The 20888-nt window shown below is 61.7% G+C and carries 4 protein-coding genes; 1 reads left to right on the top strand and 3 read right to left on the bottom strand.

Features of this window, described 5'->3' with window-relative positions:
* Window positions 1-247: 247 nt before the first annotated feature.
* From BK670_RS09395 to BK670_RS09405, 3 genes are read right to left on the bottom strand one after another with little or no spacing between them, the layout of a single operon-like run.
* Entirely contained in the window at window positions 248-1615 is a 1368-nt protein-coding gene (locus tag BK670_RS09395; protein ID WP_123449549.1) for an HlyD family type I secretion periplasmic adaptor subunit, read from the bottom strand.
* The gene (locus BK670_RS09400) at window positions 1605-3761 is read right to left on the bottom strand and encodes a type I secretion system permease/ATPase (protein WP_123449550.1); all 2157 of its coding nucleotides are present in this window, start codon (window positions 3759-3761) and stop codon (window positions 1605-1607) included. The genes BK670_RS09395 and BK670_RS09400 overlap by 11 nt, the downstream gene beginning before the upstream one ends.
* Before the next feature lie 34 nt (window positions 3762-3795).
* Entirely contained in the window at window positions 3796-5145 is a 1350-nt protein-coding gene (locus BK670_RS09405; protein WP_007918308.1) for a TolC family outer membrane protein, read from the bottom strand.
* A 361-nt stretch (window positions 5146-5506) separates the two neighbouring features.
* On the opposite strand from BK670_RS09405, the gene BK670_RS09410 reads away from it, so the two are divergent.
* Window positions 5507-20842 carry a LapA family giant adhesin gene (locus BK670_RS09410; protein ID WP_123449551.1) on the top strand — a complete coding sequence of 5112 codons (15336 nt, stop codon included), beginning with the start codon at window positions 5507-5509 and terminating at the stop codon, window positions 20840-20842.
* Window positions 20843-20888: the final 46 nt, after the last annotated feature.

Genomic DNA, 20888 nt, shown 5'->3' on the forward strand with positions numbered 1-20888 from the left:
TTGGAAATTAAATACCGTTAATGAATAACGATATGGCGAATGGTGAGGAATGGACTGGATGGTGAGTGACGGTTTTTGTCACTTCTTGACAGGGATGTGGTGTTCCCGCTGACGCCTTCGCGAGCAGGCTCGCTCCCACAGGGGTTCGTTGGTGAACACAACATGAGTGTTTAACAAAGATCCAATGTGGGAGCGAGCTTGCTCCGGGCGGCGATCCGACGAAGAGGCCGGCAGCCGCGCTGAAGATCTAGCGCTCGTGCAAAGCCTCTGCTCGCGCACGGATGATCGGTTTGAGCAGATAACTCAACACCGACTTCTTGCCGGTAATGATGTCCACCGACGCCACCATCCCCGGGATGATCAGCAACGGTTTTTCATCCGTACCCAAGTGGCTGCGCTCAGTGCGCACCTTGATGATGTAGTAGGTGGTTTTCTTGTCTTCGTCGGTGATGGTGTCGGCGCCGATCTGCTCAAGCTTGGCTTTGAGCCCGCCGTAGATGGTGTAGTCGTACGCGGTGAACTTGACGATCGCTTCCTGCCCCGGATGCAGGAAGGCAATGTCCTGCGGACGGATCTTGGCTTCGACCAGCAAGGTGTCATCCAGCGGTACGATTTCGACCATGTCGCTGCCCGGCTGGATCACGCCGCCGATGGTGTTGACCAGCAACTTGTTGACGATGCCGCGCACCGGCGATGTCACCAGCGTCCGGCTGACGCGGTCTTCCAGCGCCTTGCCGGTGGCCTGGGCCTTGTTCAGGTCGGTGCGCGCTTCGTTGAGTTGGGTCAGCGCTTCACTGCGGAATTTGCCACGGGTTTCATCAATCTTGCGCTGCACTTCCTTGATCGCCGATTCGGCGCGCGGGATGGCCAGCGTGGTGGCGTCGAGCTGACCGCGGGTTTCCACCTCGGCACGCTTGAGGCGCAAGACTTCCACCGGGGAAACCGCGCCCTGCGCCACCAGCGGCTCGGACATGTTGATTTCCTGGCGTTGCAGGCCCAGTTGCTGACGGTACTGCGCCTGCTTGGAGCTGAATTCGCGCAGCTCTTGCTGACGCTGGATCAACTGCTCCTGCAAACCACCGATCTCGTCGTGCAGTTGCTGACGGCGGCTGATGTATAGCGACTCTTCGCTTTTTGCCTGGCCCGGCACGGCTTTGAGCACGTCCTCGGGGAAATTCAGCGGACGGTCGTCGACCTCGGCGCTGAGGCGCTCGACGCGCAGGAGCATCGACAGGCGATCGGCCTCGGTTTCGCCGACGTTGGAAGCAAATCGCGTGTCGTCGAGGCGAATCAGCGGTGCGCCGGCTTCGACAATCTGGCCTTCCTTGACGAACAGCTCGGAGATGATGCCGCCTTCGAGGTTCTGGATTTTCTGGATCTTCGACGACGGAATTGCCTTGCCGTCGCCCTTGGTCACTTCGTCGATCACGGCAAAGTTGGCCCACAGCAGCAGGAAGATGAAGAAGGCGATGATCGCCCAGATGGTCAGGCGCACGACGCGCGGGGCGTCTTCGATCAGCGCTTTGTTGACCTCCGGCAGCGGCTGGCCCTGCAGCGAGGCAGAGCCTTTGAAGTAGCGACGGATCGAATCCTTGAAACCCGACTTAAGCAACACTGATCTGCCCCTTCTTCAACGCTTCCATCACGGCGGCTTTCGGGCCATCGGCGAGAATCTGCCCACGGTCGACCACCAGCAGGCGATCCACCAGCGACAGCAGCGACGCCCGGTGCGTCACCAGCACCACGGTCTTGTTTTCAATCACCGCCGCGAGGCGTTGCTTGAGGCGTTCTTCACCGGTGTTGTCCATGGCGCTGGTCGGCTCGTCCATCAACAGGATCGGCGGATTGAGCAACAGCGCCCGGGCCAGTGCAACGTTCTGCCGTTGACCACCGGAAAGGTTCTGCCCGCGTTCGCCGACTTGCAGCTCATAACCTTGCGGGTGCAGACGGGCGAATTCGTGGACGCCGGCCAGTTCGGCCGCCTGCAGGACCAACTCGTCTTCGACATAACGCGCGCCGGAGACGAGGTTGTCACGCAGGGTGCCGGCCAGCAGTTGAATGTCTTGCGGCACGTAGCCGATGTTGTAGCGCAGTTCGCTGACGTCGATCTGGCGGATATCCACACCGTCCACCAGCAACGCACCGTCGTCCGGTTGATACAGGCCGACCAGCAGTTTCGCCAGCGAACTCTTGCCCGAGCCGCTGCGGCCGATGATGCCGATCTTCTCGCCGGGACGGATCACCAGGTTGATGTTCTTCAGCGCCGGGTTCTGTTGTTCCGGGTAGGTGAAGTTCAGCTGGCGGCACTCGATGGCGCCTTGCAAAACCTTGCGGCTGAGCGGACGCTCTTCGAAATTGCGCTCTTGCGGCAACTCCATCATCTGGTCGACCGAGGTCATGGTCACCCGCGCCTGCTGGTAACGCGTCAATAGACCGGACAGCGAGGCCAACGGGCTGAGGGCGCGGCCGCTGAGCATATAGCAGGCAATCAGACCGCCCATGCTCAGGTTGCCGGCGATGATCTGGTAGACGCCGAAGACGATCATGATCACCCCGGCCAGTTGCTGAATCAGCAGGGTGATGTTCATCGCCAGACCGGAGAGCATTTTCACTCGCAGCTCGAGGCGGCTGAGGGTGCCGATGGTCTGTTCCCACTGATACTGGCGTTCGCTTTCGGCGTTGTTGACCTTCACCGCGTCGAGGCCGGCGAGGGTTTCGATCAGGCTCGACTGGCGCTCGGCACCGAGGGCCATGGTGCGCTCCATGGTCGCCACCAGCGGTTTCTGCAACGCGTAGCCGATCAGCAAGGCAATCGGGAAGGCCAACACCGGAATCCACACCAGATGCCCGCCGAGAATGGCGATGACGATAAAGATGAGGATGGTGAACGGCAGGTCGATCAGGCTGGTCAGGGTCAGCGAGGCGAGGAAGTCGCGCAGGCTCTGAAACTCATGGATGTTCTGCGCAAAACTGCCGACCCGCGCCGGGCGGTATTTCATCGCCATGCCGACGATGCGCTCGAACAGCGTCGCGGAGATGATCAGGTCGGTTTTCTTCCCGGCCAGGTCCAGGCACAGGCTGCGCAGGCTCTTGAGGATCAGGTCGAAGATGTAAGCGCCGGTGATACCCAGCGCCAGCACCCACAGGGTCGCTTCGGCCTGGTTCGGTACCACGCGGTCGTAGACGTTCATCACGAACAGCGGCGCGGCCATGGCGATGATGTTGATCAGGAAACTGGCGGCAATCGCATCGGCGTACAGCCAGCGCGAGCGCTTGAGGGTGTCACGGAACCACGAGCGTGCACGCGGAATCAGCGTGCCGTGGTTAACGTCGAATTTGTGTTGCGGCTGGGCGAAGAAGACTTTGCCGGTGTAGTCGTCGGCGAGCAATTCGCGACTGACGACGGACTCGCCGCCGTCGGTTTCGCTGAGCAACACCCGGGCTTCGTTGTCACCCTGCCAGCCGAGCAGGACGGCACTGCGGCCATCCTTGAGCAGCAACAGCGCCGGCATGGCGATCGCCGGAATTTCTTCCAGTTTGCGCTGCAGCACGCGACCTTGCAGGCCGGCGCGAGCCGCCGCGCGGGGCAGCAACTCGACACTCAGGCGTTGTTTGGGCAGCGGCAGGCCGGTGGTCAGCATCGCCGCGCTGGCAGGCTTCTGGTGCAGCATGCAAAGGGCGAGCAGACCGTCCAGTAACGGATCGTCGTGCAACGCGCGTGGATCATGACTGAGTTGAACTCGACTGACTTCTGATTCCACGCTCGACACTCTTTGACAGTTGAAAAGGGATAACTCAATTCATCCCAGGCAGCTGGACCTTGGGCTTCACGTCGTTCTGCACAACGGATGCCAATGGTGCGACCACTCCCTGGCTTCTGAGCAACTCGCCCATGGTCGCCTTGATTCGGTACTGAGTAAATAACTGAATGTTTTTGATTTCCGCCAGACGCCGCGAAGCGGTGAACAACTCGTTTTCGCTGTCGAGCAAATCGAGCAGAGTGCGCTCGCCGAGGCTGAACTGACGCTGGTAAGCGGTGCGCACCGAGGTGCTGTGGTCGACGTACTGCTGAGCGATCGGCACCTGCGCGTTAGCGTTGTTCAGGGCGTTCCAGGCCAGGCCCAGTTCTTCGTTCAACTGACGCAGGGCGTTGTTGCGGATGTCCAGCGCCTGGTTCGACAGGTACGACTTGGATTCCAGATCGGCCTTGTTGCTGCCACCGGAATAAAGGTTGAAGCGCATGCGCAGCATCGCTTGCCATTCGTTGTTGTGACCGTTCTGGCCGTCGAGGTCGTTGTCGGCGGTGCGGCCCAGTTCGGCGTCGAAACGTGGGTAAAAGGTCGATTTGGCGGTTTCGTACTGTTTCTCGGCAGCGGCGATGTCGGACTCGGCCGAGCGCAGGATCGGGCTGTTTTCCAGCATCTGCTGGCGCGCCTCATTGAGGTTGGCCGGCATCATCGCCATGAACGGCGCCGGACGCTCCAGTTGATCAGGCATCTGGCCGACGGCGCTGAGGAAGTTGGTTTCCGAGTCGGCCAGATTGGTCTGCTCGGTGATCAGGTTGTTGCGGGCCTGGGCCATCCGCGCCTCCGCCTGATCGAGGTCGGCACCGCTGCCGACGCCGCGCTGGGTGCGCAACTGGATCTGGTCGTAGATGCGCTGGTGGCTCTTGAGGTTTTCCTCGGCCAGGCGCACGAATTCGCGGCGGGTCAGCACGTCCAGATACACCTGGGCGACGGTCAGCGCAGTGCGCTCGGAGGTGCCCAGCAACGAGTACGCACGGGAGTTAACGGTGGCTTGTTGACGCCCGACTTCGCTGGACGTCGCAAAACCGTCGAAGACCATTTGCGAGAGACGTAAACTTGACTCGCTGCGGTTCAGGGTTTCGTAGTGGTTACCGGAATTGGCGCGGGTGGTGACGCTGTCGGTACCTTCACGACCATAACCGCCGAGCAGATCGACCTTCGGCAGGTATCCACCTTTCGCCGCTCTTAACTGATAATCCGCAGCCAAACGACTGTTGACCCCTGCCTGGATTTCCGGATGGACATCCAGTGCCTGCTGCATGGCTTCTGGTAAGGATTGTGCTTGTACAAAAGAGGCGGCGAGAGCGAAGGGTACGGCGAAAAGCAAGGGCGAACGCATGATAGGAATTTCCCAGAACTTCTTGTCTTGAATCACAGCAAAACGTGGCGCTGCGTCGGATGATGGCAACCAGATTGACCGTATGTCGGAAAGTTCAAAATAGGAACTGGATCACACGCTGAAGGACAGGTCGCCGCGGAAATATCAATGTGACATTAGTGGGACGATTGTTTAGGATGGCACCCAGAAGGTCAATAGTTTGGCATAAAGTTAATAGCGAAAGAATATAGCCAAATTATTGACGAAATAACGCGTCAAACTTGATTCGCAAATTTTAAAAGTACGACCAGACTGAGTCGGCGCCATAAAGCCATCAGGTCTATGGAAGTCAACTGAACGTGACACCCCCGGAGAGTCTTCAATGAGCAGTGTTGTTGCCATCGTCAAAAGCATTGTCGGTCAAGTATTTGTAGTCTCCCCCGAGGGTGTACGTCGCGTACTCGTTGAAGGCGATCGCCTGTTCGTTGGCGACCAGATCGACACCGGTCTCTCCGGCGCCGTGTCGCTGGAATTGGCCGATGGCCGCACCCTTGATCTGGGCCGTGAAACCCAGTGGAGCGCCAACGCGCCCGACTCCAGCACTGACCTGGCCGAAGCCACCGCGCAGGCAGCGCCGTCGGTAGCCGAACTGCAGCAAGCCATCGCCGCTGGTGTCGACCCGACCACCGCGCTGGATGCCACCGCTGCCGGCCCGAGCGCCGCAGGCACGGGCGGTGCCGCCGGTGGTGGTCACAGCTTCGTCATGCTCGACGCCACCGCTGGCCGCGTTGACCCGACCATTGGTTTCCCGACTGCTGGCATCAATGCTGGCGGTCAGGCCGCACAAAACATCACCGCTGGCCAGACCACCGACACCACCACCAACGCCCTGCGTGACTCGACCCTGAGCCTCAGCGCCACGCCGTCCATCACCGAAGCCGGCGGCGTGCTGGTGTACACCGCGACCCTGACCCAGGCGCCGCTGACCGACCTGACCATCACCCTGTCCAACGGCGCGGTGATTGTGATCCCGGCCGGCTCCACCACTGGCACCGTCAACGTGCCGCTGGCGCCGAACGACACCGTTTATAACGACCCGACCCAGATCGACGTGACCGTCACCGGCACCACCGGCGGCAATGGCATCACCGTGACCCCGCCGACCACTCCGGCGACGACGCAGGTCACCGACACCATCGACACCACCACCGTCACCCTGACGGCCGGGCCGAGTGTCACCGAAGGCGGCCAGATCACCTACACCGCGACCCTGACCAACCCGGCGCAAACCCCGGTCACCGTCACCCTGTCGAACGGTTCGACCATCACCATCGGCGCGGGCCAGACCACGGGCACCGTCAACGTGCCGACCCCGGCCAACGACGTCTATAACAACGGCAGCACCGTCACCACGACGATTACTGGTGCCAGCGGCGGCAACTTCGAAAACCTGGTGCCGAACCCGACGCCAGCGGTGACCACCATCACCGATTCGATCGACACCACCAACCTGACCCTGACCGCCACCGGTTCAGTGGTCGAAGGCGGCCAGATCACCTACACCGCGACCCTGACCAACCCGGCACAAACCCCGGTCACCGTCACCCTGTCGAACGGTTCGACCATCACCATTGAAGCCGGCCAGACCACTGGCACCGTCAACGTGCCGACAGCGCCGAACGACGTCTATAACAATGGCGGCACCGTCAGCACCACCATTACTGGCGCCAGCGGCGGCAACTTCGAAAACCTGGTGCCGAACACCACGCCAGCCACCACCACCGTTACCGATTCGATCGACACCACCAGCGTGAGCCTCACCGCCACCGGTACGGTCGTCGAAGGCGGCCAGATCACTTACACCGCGACGCTGACCAATGCTGCGCAGACCCCGGTAACGATCACCCTGTCGAACGGCTCGACCATCACCATTGACGCCGGCAAGACCACAGGCTCGGTCAACGTGCCGACTGCGGCCAACGACGTTTACAACAATGGCAGCACCGTCAGCACCACCATCACCGGTGCTAGCGGCGGCAATTTCGAAAACCTGGTGCCGAATACGACGCCAGCGACCACCACCATTACCGACTCGATCGACGACACCAACCTGTCGCTGACGGCTACCGGCACCGTGGCTGAAGGGGGTTCGATTGTTTACACCGCGACCCTGACCAACCCGGCCGGCACGCCGGTGACCGTGACCCTGAGCAACGGCTCGGTGATCACCATCGAAGCGGGTAAAACCACTGGCACCGTGACCGTTCCAGCGCCGGCCGATGACGTTTACAAAGACGCCGGCAAAGTCGAAGTCACCATCAAGGACGCCACCGGCGGCAACTTCGAAAACCTGGTGCCGAGCACCACGCCAGCCGTGACCGAAGTGACTGACACTATCGACACGTCGACCGTGAAACTGACGGCTGACACCTCAGTGGCAGAAGGTGGCACCGTCACCTACACCGCCACCGTCGGTGCGCCGGTCACCGGCTCGCCTGTCATCGTGACACTGGCCAACGGCCAGAGCATTACCATTGAAGTCGGCAAAACCACCGGCACCGTGACCACCACCGCGCCTAACGATGCGTTGGCCGGCAATGCGCCGCTGACCAACTCGATCACCGGCGTTTCCGGTGGTAATTACGAAGATCTGGTGGCCGACAAGACCCCGGTTTCGACCAGCGTTACCGATGTTGCCGACACCACCAACCTGTCGTTGAGCGCGACCGGCTCCGTAGCCGAAGGTGGTTCGATCGTTTACACCGCGACCCTGACCAACCCGGCAGGCACGCCGGTGACCGTGACCCTGTCGAACGGGTCGGTGATCACCATCGAAGCGGGCAAAACCACCGGCACCGTGACCGTTCCTGCACCAGCCGATGACGTCTACAAGGACGCCGGCAAGGTCGAAGTCACCATCAAGGATGCTACGGGCGGCAACTTCGAGAACCTCGTTCCAAGCACCACGCCAGCGGTGACCGAAGTCACTGACACCATCGACACCTCGACGGTCAAACTGACCGCCACCGAGTCGGCCGCTGAAGGTGGCACCGTCACCTACACCGCCACCGTCGGCGCGCCAGTTACCGGCTCGCCTGTCGTGGTGACCCTGGCCAACGGCCAGAACATCACCATCGAAGTCGGCAAAACCACCGGCACCGTGACCACCACCGCGCCAAACGATGCGCTGACCGGCCACGCGCCGATCACCAACTCGATCACAGGTGTCACTGGCGGCAACTACGAGAACCTGGTGGCCGACAAAACCCCGGTCAGCACCACCGTGACCGACACCGTCGACACCACTAACCTGTCGCTCAGCGCGACCGGCACCGTGGCTGAGGGCGGTTCGATTGTTTACACCGCAACCCTGACCAATCCGGCCGGCACGCCAGTGACCGTGACCCTGAGCAACGGCTCGGTGATCACCATCGAAGCGGGCAAGACCACCGGCACCGTGACCGTTCCGGCGCCTGCCGATGACGTCTACAAGGACGCCGGCAAGGTCGAAGTCACAATCAAAGATGCCACTGGCGGCAACTTCGAGAACCTGGTGCCAAGCACGACACCAGCCGTGACCGATGTGACTGACACCATCGACACCTCCACCGTGAAACTGACGGCCGACACCACTGTGGCTGAAGGCGGCACCGTTACCTATACCGCTACTGTCGGCGCGCCGGTCACCGGCTCGCCTGTCGTGGTGACCCTGGCCAACGGTCAGAGCATCACCATCGAAGTCGGCAAAACCACTGGCACCGTGACCTTCACCGCGCCGAACGATGCGCTGACCGGTCAGGCGTCGCTGGGTAATTCGATCACAGGTGTGAGTGGCGGCAACTACGAAAACCTGGTGGCCGACAAGACCCCGGTTTCGACCACAGTAACTGACACCGTCGACACCACTGACCTGTCGCTCAGCGCCACCAACTCGGTCGCCGAGGGCGGTTCGATCATCTACACCGCGACGCTGACCAACCCGGCTGGCTCGCCGGTGACTGTGACCCTGAGCAACGGCTCGGTGATCACCATCGAAGCAGGCAAAACTACTGGCACCGTGACGGTTCCTGCACCAGCCGATGACGTCTACAAGGACGCCGGCAAAGTCGAAGTCACCATCAAGGATGCTACGGGCGGCAACTTCGAGAATCTGGTACCGAGTACTGTGCCAGCCGTGACCGAAGTCACTGATACCGTCGACACCACCAGCGTCAAACTCACCGCCACCGAGTCGGCGGCTGAAGGTGGCACCGTTACTTACACTGCCACCGTTGGCGCACCAGTCACCGGCTCGCCTGTCGTCGTGACCTTGGCCAATGGTCAGAACATCACCATCGAAGTCGGCAAAACCACCGGCACCGTGACCACCACTGCACCGAACGATGCACTGACCGGTCAGGCGCCGCTGACCAACTCGATCACTGATGTGAGCGGCGGCAATTACGAGAACCTCGTTGCCGACAAGACTCCGGTTTCGACCACCGTTACTGACACTGTCGACACCACCAACCTGTCGCTCACCGCGACTGGCACCGTGGCTGAAGGCGGTTCGATTGTTTACACCGCGACCCTGACCAACCCGGCCGGCACGCCGGTGACCGTGACCCTGTCGAACGGTTCGGTGATCACCATCGAAGCGGGCAAAACCACCGGCACCGTGACCGTTCCTGCACCAGCCGATGACGTCTACAAGGACGCCGGCAAGGTCGAAGTCACCATCAAGGATGCTACGGGCGGCAACTTCGAGAACCTCGTTCCAAGCACCACGCCGGCCGTGACCGATGTCACTGACACCATCGATACCTCGACGGTCAAACTGACCGCCACCGAGTCGGCCGCTGAAGGTGGCACCGTCACCTACACCGCCACTGTTGGCGCACCGGTCACCGGTTCCCCTGTGGTCGTGACCTTGGCCAATGGTCAGAACATCACCATCGAAGTCGGCAAAACCACCGGCACCGTGACCACCACCGCACCGAACGATGCGCTGACCGGCCACGCGCCGATCACCAACGCGATCACCGACGTTTCCGGCGGCAATTACGAAAACCTCGTGGCCGACAAAACCCCGGTCAGCACTACCGTCACCGACACTGTCGACACCACCAACCTGTCCCTGAGCGCGACCGGTTCGGTCAACGAAGGCGGCCAAATCACCTATACCGCGACCCTGACCAATGCTGCGGGTTCGCCGGTCACCGTGACACTGTCGAATGGTGCCGTGATCACCATCGACGCCGGCAAAACCACTGGCACTGTCACCGTCGACGCACCGAAAGATGACGTCTACAAAGATGCCGGCACCGTTGAAGCGACCATCAAAGGCGCGACCGGTGGCGACTTCGAAAACCTGGTCACCAGCACAGCGCCAGCGGTCACCACCGTCAACGACACCATCGACACCTCCACCGTGTCGCTGACCGCCACGACAAACGTCGCTGAAGGCGAAACCGTGGTCTACACCGCGACCGTGACCGCGCCAGTGACTGGCTCGCCGGTTGTCGTGACCCTGTCAAACGGCCAGACCATCACCATCGCTGTCGGTGAAACCACCGGTTCGGTGAACTTCGTTGCACCGAACAGCCCTCTGGCCGGTGGCAGCTCGCTGAGCGTGACCATCGACGGCGCCACTGGCGGCAACTACGAAAAACTGGCAGTCGACGGCAAGTCCGCCGACACCGCGGTTTCGGACACCACCGACACCACCAACCTGAACCTGACCGCGACCGATTCGGTGGCTGAAGGCGGGTCGATCGTTTACACCGCGACGCTGACCAACCCGGCCGGCACCCCGGTAACCGTGACTCTGTCGAACGGTTCGGTAATCACCATCGAGGCCGGTAAAACCACCGGCACCGTGACCGTTCCTGCGCCAGCCGATGACGTCTATAAAGACGCCGGTAAAGTCGAGGTCACGATCAAGGATGCAACCGGCGGCAACTTCGAGAATCTGGTGCCAAGCACCGTGCCGGCGGTGACCAATGTCACCGACACCATCGACACCACCACCGTCAAACTCACCGCCACCGAGTCGGCGGCTGAGGGCGGCACCGTGACTTACACCGCGACCGTCGGCGCGCCAGTGACCGGTTCGCCTGTGGTCGTGACCTTGGCCAACGGCCAGAACATCACCATCGAAGTCGGCAAAACCACTGGCACCGTGACCACCACCGCGCCGAACGACGCGTTGACCGGGCATGCACCGTTGACCAATGCGATCACTGAGGTGAGCGGTGGTAACTACGAGAACCTGGTGGCCGACAAGACGCCGGTTTCGACCAACGTCACTGACACTGTCGACACCACCAATCTGTCGCTGACTGCGACCGGCACCGTTGCGGAAGGTGGTTCGATCATCTACACCGCGACGCTGACCAATGCGGCTGGCTCGCCAGTGACCGTGACCCTTTCAAACGGCGCGGTGATTACCATCGAAGCCGGTAAAACCACTGGCACCGTGACCGTTCCGGCGCCAGCCGATGACGTCTACAAAGACGCCGGCAAAGTCGAAGCAACGATCTCCACCGCTACCGGTGGCAACTTCGAAAATCTGGTGCCGAGCACTGTTCCAGCCGTCACCGAAGTGACTGACACCATCGACACGTCGACCGTGAAACTGACCGCGAGCGAGTCCGCCGTTGAAGGTGGCGCCGTCACCTACACCGCGACCGTCGGCGCGCCGGTGACGGGTTCGCCGGTTGTGGTGACCCTGGCCAATGGTCAGAACATCACCATCGAAGTCGGTAAAACCACCGGTACCGTGACCTTCACCGCACCGAACGATGCGTTGAACGGTCATGCGCCGATCACCAACTCAATCACGGGTGTCACTGGCGGCAACTACGAAAATCTCGTGGCCGACAAAACGCCGGTCAGCACCACCGTGACTGACACCGTCGACACCACCAACCTGTCGCTGAGCGCGACTGGCTCGGTGGCTGAAGGTGGCTCGATCGTCTACACCGCCACATTGACCAACGCTGCTGGCTCGCCAGTGACTGTGACCCTGTCCAACGGCGCCGTGATCACCATCGAGGCCGGCAAAACCACCGGCACCGTGACCGTTCCAGCACCGGCCGATGACGTCTACAAAGACGCCGGCACCGTACAGGCGACGATCAGCAACGCCACCGGTGGCAACTTCGAAAATCTGGTGCCGAGCACTGTTCCAGCCGTCACCGAAGTGACTGACACCATCGACACCTCGACCGTCAAACTCACGGCTGATACGTCGGTCGCTGAAGGTGGCACCGTCACTTACACCGCCACTGTGGGCGCTCCAGTGACCGGCTCGCCTGTCGTGGTGACCTTGGCTAACGGTCAGAACATCACCATCGAAGTCGGCAAAACCACTGGCACCGTGACCACCACGGCACCGAACGATGCGCTGACCGGCCACGCGCCGCTGACCAACTCGATCACCGGTGTAACCGGCGGTAATTACGAGAATCTGGTGGCCGACAAAACCCCGGTTTCGACCACGGTCACCGATACCATCGACACCACTAATCTGTCGCTGAGCGCGACTGGCTCGGTGGCTGAAGGTGGCTCGATCGTCTACACCGCCACATTGACCAACGCTGCTGGCTCGCCAGTCACCGTGACCCTGTCGAACGGCGCCGTGATCACCATCGAGGCCGGCAAAACCACCGGCACGGTGACCGTTCCGGCGCCAGCCGATGACGTCTACAAAGACGCCGGCACCGTACAGGCGACGATCAGCAACGCCACCGGTGGCAACTTCGAAAATCTGGTGCCGAGCACTGTTCCAGCCGTCACCGAAGTCACCGACACCATCGACACCTCGACCGTCAAACTCACGGCTGATACGTCGGTCGCTGAAGGTGGCACCGTCACTTACACCGCCACTGTGGGCGCTCCAGTAACCGGCTCGCCTGTCGTGGTGACCTTGGCTAACGGTCAGAACATCACCATCGAAGTCGGCAAAACCACCGGCACTGTGACCACCACCGCACCGAACGATGCGCTGACCGGCCAGGCGCCGCTGAGCAACTCGATCACCGGTGTAACCGGCGGTAATTACGAGAATCTGGTGGCCGACAAGACCCCGGTTTCGACCACGGTCACCGATACCATCGACACCACTAATCTGTCGCTCAGCGCGACTGGCTCGGTGGCTGAAGGTGGCTCGATCATCTACACCGCGACGTTGACCAACGCGGCTGGCTCGCCAGTCACCGTGACCCTGTCGAACGGCGCCGTGATCACCATCGAGGCGGGTAAAACCACTGGCACCGTCACCGTCGCTGCGCCGGCGGATGACGTTTACAAAGATGCAGGCAAAGTCGAAGCAACCATTGCGACCGCGACCGGCGGCAACTTCGAGAATCTGGTGCCAAGCACCGTGCCGGCCGTAACCAATGTCACCGACACCATCGACACCACCACCGTCAAACTGACAGCAACAGAGTCGACTGCTGAGGGTGGCAACGTCACCTACACCGCGACTGTCGGCGCGCCTGTCACCGGTTCGCCGGTTGTCGTAACCCTGGCCAACGGTCAGACGATCACCATCGGCGTCGGCCAGACCACCGGTACCGCGACCACCACGGCGCCAAACGACGCATTGACTGGCCATGCTCCACTGACCAACGCGATCACTGACGTGACCGGTGGCAACTTCGAGAACCTGGTGGCCGACAAGACCCCGGTATCGACCAATGTCACCGACACTGTCGACACGACCAATCTATCGCTCAGCGCTACCAATTCGGTCGCTGAAGGCGGTTCGATTGTTTACACCGCGACCCTGACCAACGCCGCTGGCTCGCCAGTAACCGTGACGCTGAGCAACGGCGCCGTGATCACCATCGAAGCCGGTAAAACCACCGGTACCGTGACTGTCCCTGCCCCGGCTGATGACGTCTACAAAGACGCCGGCACTGTGCAGGCGACCATCAGCAACGCCACCGGTGGCAACTTCGAAAATCTGGTGCCAAGCACGACGCCGGCCGTGACCAGTGTTACCGACACCATCGACACCACCACCGTGAAACTGACGGCTACCGAGTCGACAGCTGAGGGTGGCAACGTCACGTACACCGCCACTGTTGGTGCTCCGGTCACGGGTTCACCAGTTGTGGTGACCCTGGCCAACGGTCAGACCATCACCATCGGTGTCGGCCAGACCACCGGCACAGCGACCACCACCGCACCGAACGATGCATTGACCGGTCAAGCACCGCTGACCAACTCGATCACCAACGTGACTGGCGGCAACTACGAAAACCTCGTGGCCGACAAGACCCCGGTATCGACCAATGTCACCGACACTGTCGACACGACCAATCTTTCGCTGAGCGCGACCGGTACCGTGGCCGAGGGCGGTTCGATTGTTTACACCGCGACGCTGACCAATGCGGCTGGCTCGCCAGTCACCGTGACGCTGTCCAACGGCGCCGTGATCACCATCGACGCCGGCAAAACCACTGGCACCGTGACCGTTCCAGCCCCGGCCGACGACGTCTACAAAGATGCCGGTACCGTGCAGGCCACGATCAGCAACGCCACCGGTGGCAACTTCGAAAATCTGGTGCCGAGCACCACGCCGGCCGTGACCAACGTTACTGACACGATCGACACCACCACCGTGAAACTGACGGCTACCGAGTCGGCGGCTGAAGGCGGCAATGTCGTCTACACCGCAACCGTCGGTGCACCAGTAACCGGTTCGCCTGTAGTGGTAACCCTGTCGAACGGCCAGACCATCACCATCGGCGTCGGCCAGACCACCGGCACTGCAACCACCGCAGCGCCAAACGATGCATTGACCGGTCATGCGCCACTGACCAACGCGATCACCAACGTGAGCGGCGGTAACTACGAAAACCTCGTCGCGGATAAGACGCCGGTCAGCACTACGGTGACCGACACTGTCGACACGACCAATCTGTCGCTCAGCGCTACCAATTCGGTCGCTGAAGGCGGTTCGATCGTCTACACCGCGACGCTGACCAATGCGGCTGGTTCGCCAGTGACCGTGACGCTGTCGAACGGCGCCGTGATAACCATCGACGCCGGCAAAACCACTGGCACCGTGACCGTTCCAGCCCCAGCCGATGACGTCTACAAAGACGCCGGCACCGTGCAGGCGACGATCAGCACCGCCACCGGTGGCAACTTCGAAAACCTGGTGCCGAGCACCACGCCGGCCGTGACCAGCGTTACCGACACCATCGACACCACCACCGTGAAACTGACGGCAACGGCTACTGCGGCAGAAGGCGGCAATGTCGTCTACACCGCAACCGTCGGTGCACCAGTAACCGGTTCGCCAGTCGTGGTAACCCTGTCGAACGGCCAGACCATCACCATTGGTGTTGGCCAGACCACGGGCACCGCAACCACTACCGCACCAAACGACGTATTGACCGGTCACGCACCGCTGACCAACGCGATCACCGATGTCAGCGGCGGTAACTACGAGAACCTCGTGGCTGACAAAACGCCGGTCAGCACTACGGTGACCGACACCGTCGACACCACCAATCTGTCGCTCAGCGCTACCAATTCGGTCGCTGAAGGCGGTTCGATTGTTTACACCGCGACCCTGACAAACGCCGCTGGCTCGCCAGTCACCGTGACCCTGTCGAACGGCGCCGTGATCACCATCGAGGCCGGCAAAACCACCGGCACCGTGACCGTTCCGGCGCCAGCCGATGACGTCTACAAAGACGCCGGCACCGTGCAGGCAACCATCAGCACCGCCACCGGTGGCAACTTCGAAAACCTGGTGCCAAGCACGACGCCGGCTATCACCAGCGTCACCGACACTATCGACACCACCACCGTGAAACTGACGGCAACGGCTACTGCGGCAGAGGGCGGCAATGTCGTCTACACCGCAACCGTCGGCGCACCAGTAACCGGTTCGCCAGTCGTTGTAACCCTGTCGAACGGTCAGACCATCACCATCGGTGTTGGCCAGACCACTGGCACCGCGACCACCACGGCGCCAAACGACGCACTGACCGGTCACGCGCCACTGACCAACGCGATCACCAACGTGAGCGGCGGTAACTACGAAAACCTCGTCGCGGATAAGACGCCGGTCAGCACTACGGTGACCGACACTGTCGACACCACCAATCTGTCGCTCAGCGCTACCAATTCGGTCGCTGAAGGCGGTTCGATTGTTTACACCGCGACGCTGACCAATGCCGCTGGTTCGCCAGTCACCGTGACCCTGTCGAACGGCGCCGTGATCACCATCGACGCCGGCAAAACTACCGGCACCGTGACCGTTCCAGCCCCGGCCGACGACGTCTACAAAGACGCCGGCACCGTGCAGGCGACCATCAGCACCGCCACCGGTGGCAACTTCGAAAACCTGGTGCCGAGCACGACGCCGGCTATCACCAGCGTCACCGATACTATCGACACCACCACCGTGAAACTGACGGCAACGGCTACTGCGGCAGAGGGCGGCAATGTCGTCTACACCGCAACCGTCGGTGCACCAGTAACCGGTTCGCCAGTCGTTGTAACCCTGTCGAACGGCCAGACCATCACCATTGGTGTTGGCCAGACCACTGGCACCGCGACCACCACGGCGCCAAACGACGCACTGACCGGTCATGCGCCACTGACCAACGCGATCACCAACGTGAGCGGCGGTAACTACGAGAACCTGGTAGCCGATAAAACCCCGGTCAGCACTACCGTGACCGACACCGTCGACACCACCAACCTGACGCTGTCCGCGACCGGCACCGTGGCCGAGGGTGGCCAGATCACCTACACCGCGACCCTGACCAACGCCGCCGGCAGTCCAGTGACTGTGACCCTGAGCAACGGCTCGGTGATCACCATCGACGCTGGCAAAACCAGCGGCACCGTGACCGTTCCAGCACCGGCCGACGACGTCTACAAAGACGCCGGCACCGTGCAGGCCACCATCACCGGTACCAGCGGCGGCAGCTTTGAAAACCTGGTCACCAGCACGGCTCCGGCCGTGACCAGCGTCACCGACACCATCGACACCACCACGGTCAGCATCACTGGCAGCAGCTCGGTGACCGAAGGCCAGACCGCCAGCTACACGGTCAGCCTGAACCACCCGGCGCAAACCGAAGTGACCCTGAAAATCGTCTACAGCGGCACCGCCGCCGACGGTTCGGACTTCACTGGCGTGTACACCGTGAAGATCCCGGCAGGTGCGAGCAGCGCGCAGTTCAACGTTGCGACCATCGATGACAAGATCACCGAAGGCGCCGAGAACTTCGTGGTCAAGATCGATTCGGCCACCGGTGGCAACTTCGAGAACCTCGCGGTCAGCAGCACCAACGGCAGCGTCAGCACCTCGATCATCGACAACGATGCGCCACCCGTGCTCGACCTGGACGCCAACAACTCCAGCGGTGCGACGGGTGCCGACTACAAAGTGACCTTCACCGAAAACACCCCGGGCGCAGGCGTGTCGATTGCCGACACCGACATCAGCATCACCGACCCGGACAGCACCATGCTCACCGGCGCTACCGTGGTTCTGACCAACCGTCAGGACGGCGATGCGCTGAACCTGGGCAACAGCGTCAACGGCATCACCATCAATGCCAACAGCACCAACGGCACCGTGACCCTGACGCTGTCGGGTAACGCGACGCTGGCCGATTACATGCAGGCCATCAAGAACATCAGCTTCACCAACAGCAGTGAAAACCCGAGCACGGTGCCGCGGATCATCACCGTGACCGTGACCGATGGCGGCAACTACTCCAACACCGCGACCACCACGGTCAACGTGGTGGCGGTCAACGACGCACCGGTTGCTGCACCGAGCAATGTCACAGGCACCGAAGACACGCCGCTGGTACTCGGCTGGTCGACTTTCGGCGTGACCGACGTCGACAGCCCGGCCAGCAGCCTCGGTATCAAAATCACCCAGCTGCCGGGCGAAGGCAAACTGCAGTACCTGGACGGCTCGACCTGGAAAGACGTCGCCAACAACCAGACCTTCAGCAAGGCCGACATTGACGCGGGCAAGCTGCGCTTCCTGCCGGATGCCAACGAGTCGGGCGTCAACGGTTACGGCGGCAGCGGTGTGGGCAACAATCAGGCGGACTACGCGCAGATCAAGTTCCAGCCAACCGACGGCCAACTGCTGGGCAACACCGGCACCGTGAAGATCGACATCACCCCGGTGGCGGATGCGCCAACCGTCAGCGTGGCCGACAACAGCGTGAAGTCCACCGGCCTGATCAAGGAAGTCTGGACTGGCCTGGCGGGTCTGGGCACCGACGGCAGCGGCGCGAACTCGACCACCCTGAAAAACGTGATCGACGGCGCCGGCACCCCGAACTCCAGCGGCAACGTGACCAACGTGCAGTCGGACGGCAGTGTGGTCGCCGGCACCGCTTCGAAAACTTCGGGCCTGATCTACCTGGAAGCCGGCAAGACCTACTCCTTCAGCGGTGTGGCTGACGACAGTCTGCTGATCACCATTGGCGGCAAGAGCGTGGCTTCGGGTACTTGGGGCGCGGGCGGTGCGATCAACGGTTCGTTCACCCCGACCACCAGCGGCTACTACACCCTGGACATCTACCACCACAACCAGAGCGGCCCGGGCAGCTACGACGTCAACCTGTCGGTCAACGGCAGCACGCCGATCGACCTGAGCAGCGCCGGCGTGCCGATCTACACCGGCGTGCAGGATCTGGTTAACTCGGGCGTGACCGTCTCCGATCTGCACGGCAGCAATGGCGAAGGCTATTACGACGGCTACAAACTCAACACCGGCGCCGAAGGCACCACGGTGAAACTGTCGGCGATCACCACCGCCCTGACTGACACCGATGGCTCGGAAACCCTGAGCGTGAAAATCAGCGGCGCACCGGTCGGCTCGGTGCTCAGCGATGGTGCGGGTCATACCTTCACCGTCACCGCCACCAGCGGCGATGCCAACGTCACTGGCTGGAACCTCGGCAGCCTGACCGTAACGCCACCACCGTACTACAACGGCCAGTTCAACCTGACCGTGACCTCGACCTCCACCGAAATGGTCGGCGGTTCGGCCAGCAGCACCGCGACCATTCCGGTCACCGTGGTGCCGGCGGTGTACAACGCCGTGGTTGCTACATCGGGCGATGACACCTTCAACGGCACCGATGGCAACGACATCATGGTCGCCGACATCGGCGGCCTGACCGTGGTGCCGGGCACCAACTACAACATCGCGTTCATGGTCGACAGCTCCGGCAGCATGAGCGCGTCGTCGCTCAACGCGGCCAAGGACTCGCTGACCTCGGTGTTCAACACTCTCAAGCAAAGCCTGGGCGGCAGCAACTCGGGTACGGTGAACATCTTCCTGGTGGACTTCGATACCCAGGTCAACAAGTCGGTGTCGGTGAACCTCAACGACCCGAACGCGCTGACCAAGCTCAAAGCGGTACTGGACTCGATGGCGTCCGGCGGCGGTACCAACTATGAGGACGTGTTCAAGACCACCGCCAACTGGTTCCAGAGCGCTGACGCGGTGGCCAACACCGGGGCGAAAAACCTCACGTACTTCATCACCGACGGCCAGCCGACCTACTACCAGACCGGCGAGTCGACCAACCCGTACCTGTACGGCAACAAAACCCTCGATAGCCTGATCACCACCACCAACTATAAGTTGGGGACAGCGGTCAGCCTGTACCCGGACAGCACGCATCAGATCGATATCAGCGCGAACGGCTCGGTGACGGTCTGGACCAAATCGGGCGGCAATTGGTCGTATCAGAACTTCGGCACGCTGCACGCCCAGGGCGACGGCACCTATGAATTCTCCGGCCTGGCGGGCAGCGGTAGCAGCACCGATTACTACACCACTACCAACTCCAACAGCAGCTTCACCTTGCTCAGCGGCCTGTCGAACGTCGAAGCCATTGGCCTCAACAGCGGCGTCAGCCTCAACGATCTGAAGCCGTACGATTCGGATAAAACACCGCAGACCAACATCGATCCGAAGGATCTGGCCAACTCGATCATCGGTCACACCGAAGCGACGATGCCGGGCAACGACACCGTCAGCGGTGGCGACGGCAACGACATCCTGTTCGGCGATCTGGTGAGCTTCAACGGCATTGCCGGCGAGGGTTATCAGGCGATGCAGGCATTCGTGGCCAAGGAAACCGGCGTTGACGTCAGCAAAGTCACCACCAGCAACGTGCACCAGTACATCACCGAGCACTATCAGGCGTTCGATGTCTCCGGTGCGCATGACGGCAACGACACGCTGTTGGGTGGCGCGGGCAATGACATCCTGTTCGGCTCGGGCGGCAACGACCTGCTCGATGGTGGCAAAGGCAATGACATCCTGCTCGGCGGCACCGGCAACGACACGCTGATCGGCGGGAAGGGCAACGACACCCTCATCGGTGGTTCGGGTGCCGACACCTTCGTCTGGAAGGCCGGCGACACTGGCAACGACGTGATCAAGGATTTCAACGCCAGCGAAGGTGACCGCATCGACCTGCGTGATCTGTTGCAGGGCGAGACCGGGAGCACCATCGACAACTTCCTGAAAATCACCACGGTCGACGGCACGTCGTCGTTGCAAGTCAGCACGGCCGGCAAGTTCAACTCGGCCGATGCGGCAGCCGCCACGCCGGATGTGACGATCAAACTGGAAGGCAACAACTGGTCGAGCGCCAACATTCACAACCTGATTGCCGGCAGCGACCCGACCATCAAGGTCGACCACAACAACAGCTAATCGTGAACAAAACGGCCGCCCTCATGGGGCGGCCGTCACGTTTGTG

It is taken from the genome of Pseudomonas fluorescens, assembly GCF_003732425.1.
GTDB classification, from domain to species: Bacteria; Pseudomonadota; Gammaproteobacteria; order Pseudomonadales; family Pseudomonadaceae; genus Aquipseudomonas; species Aquipseudomonas fluorescens_BE.

What these genes read in the sequence shown, in the direction of transcription:
- BK670_RS09405 (WP_007918308.1), bottom strand. Translation starts at nt 5,145, where the DNA reads ATGCGTTCGCCCTTGCTTTTCGCCGTACCCTTCGCTCTCGCCGCCTCT.
- BK670_RS09410 (WP_123449551.1), top strand. Translation starts at nt 5,507, where the DNA reads ATGAGCAGTGTTGTTGCCATCGTCAAAAGCATTGTCGGTCAAGTATTT.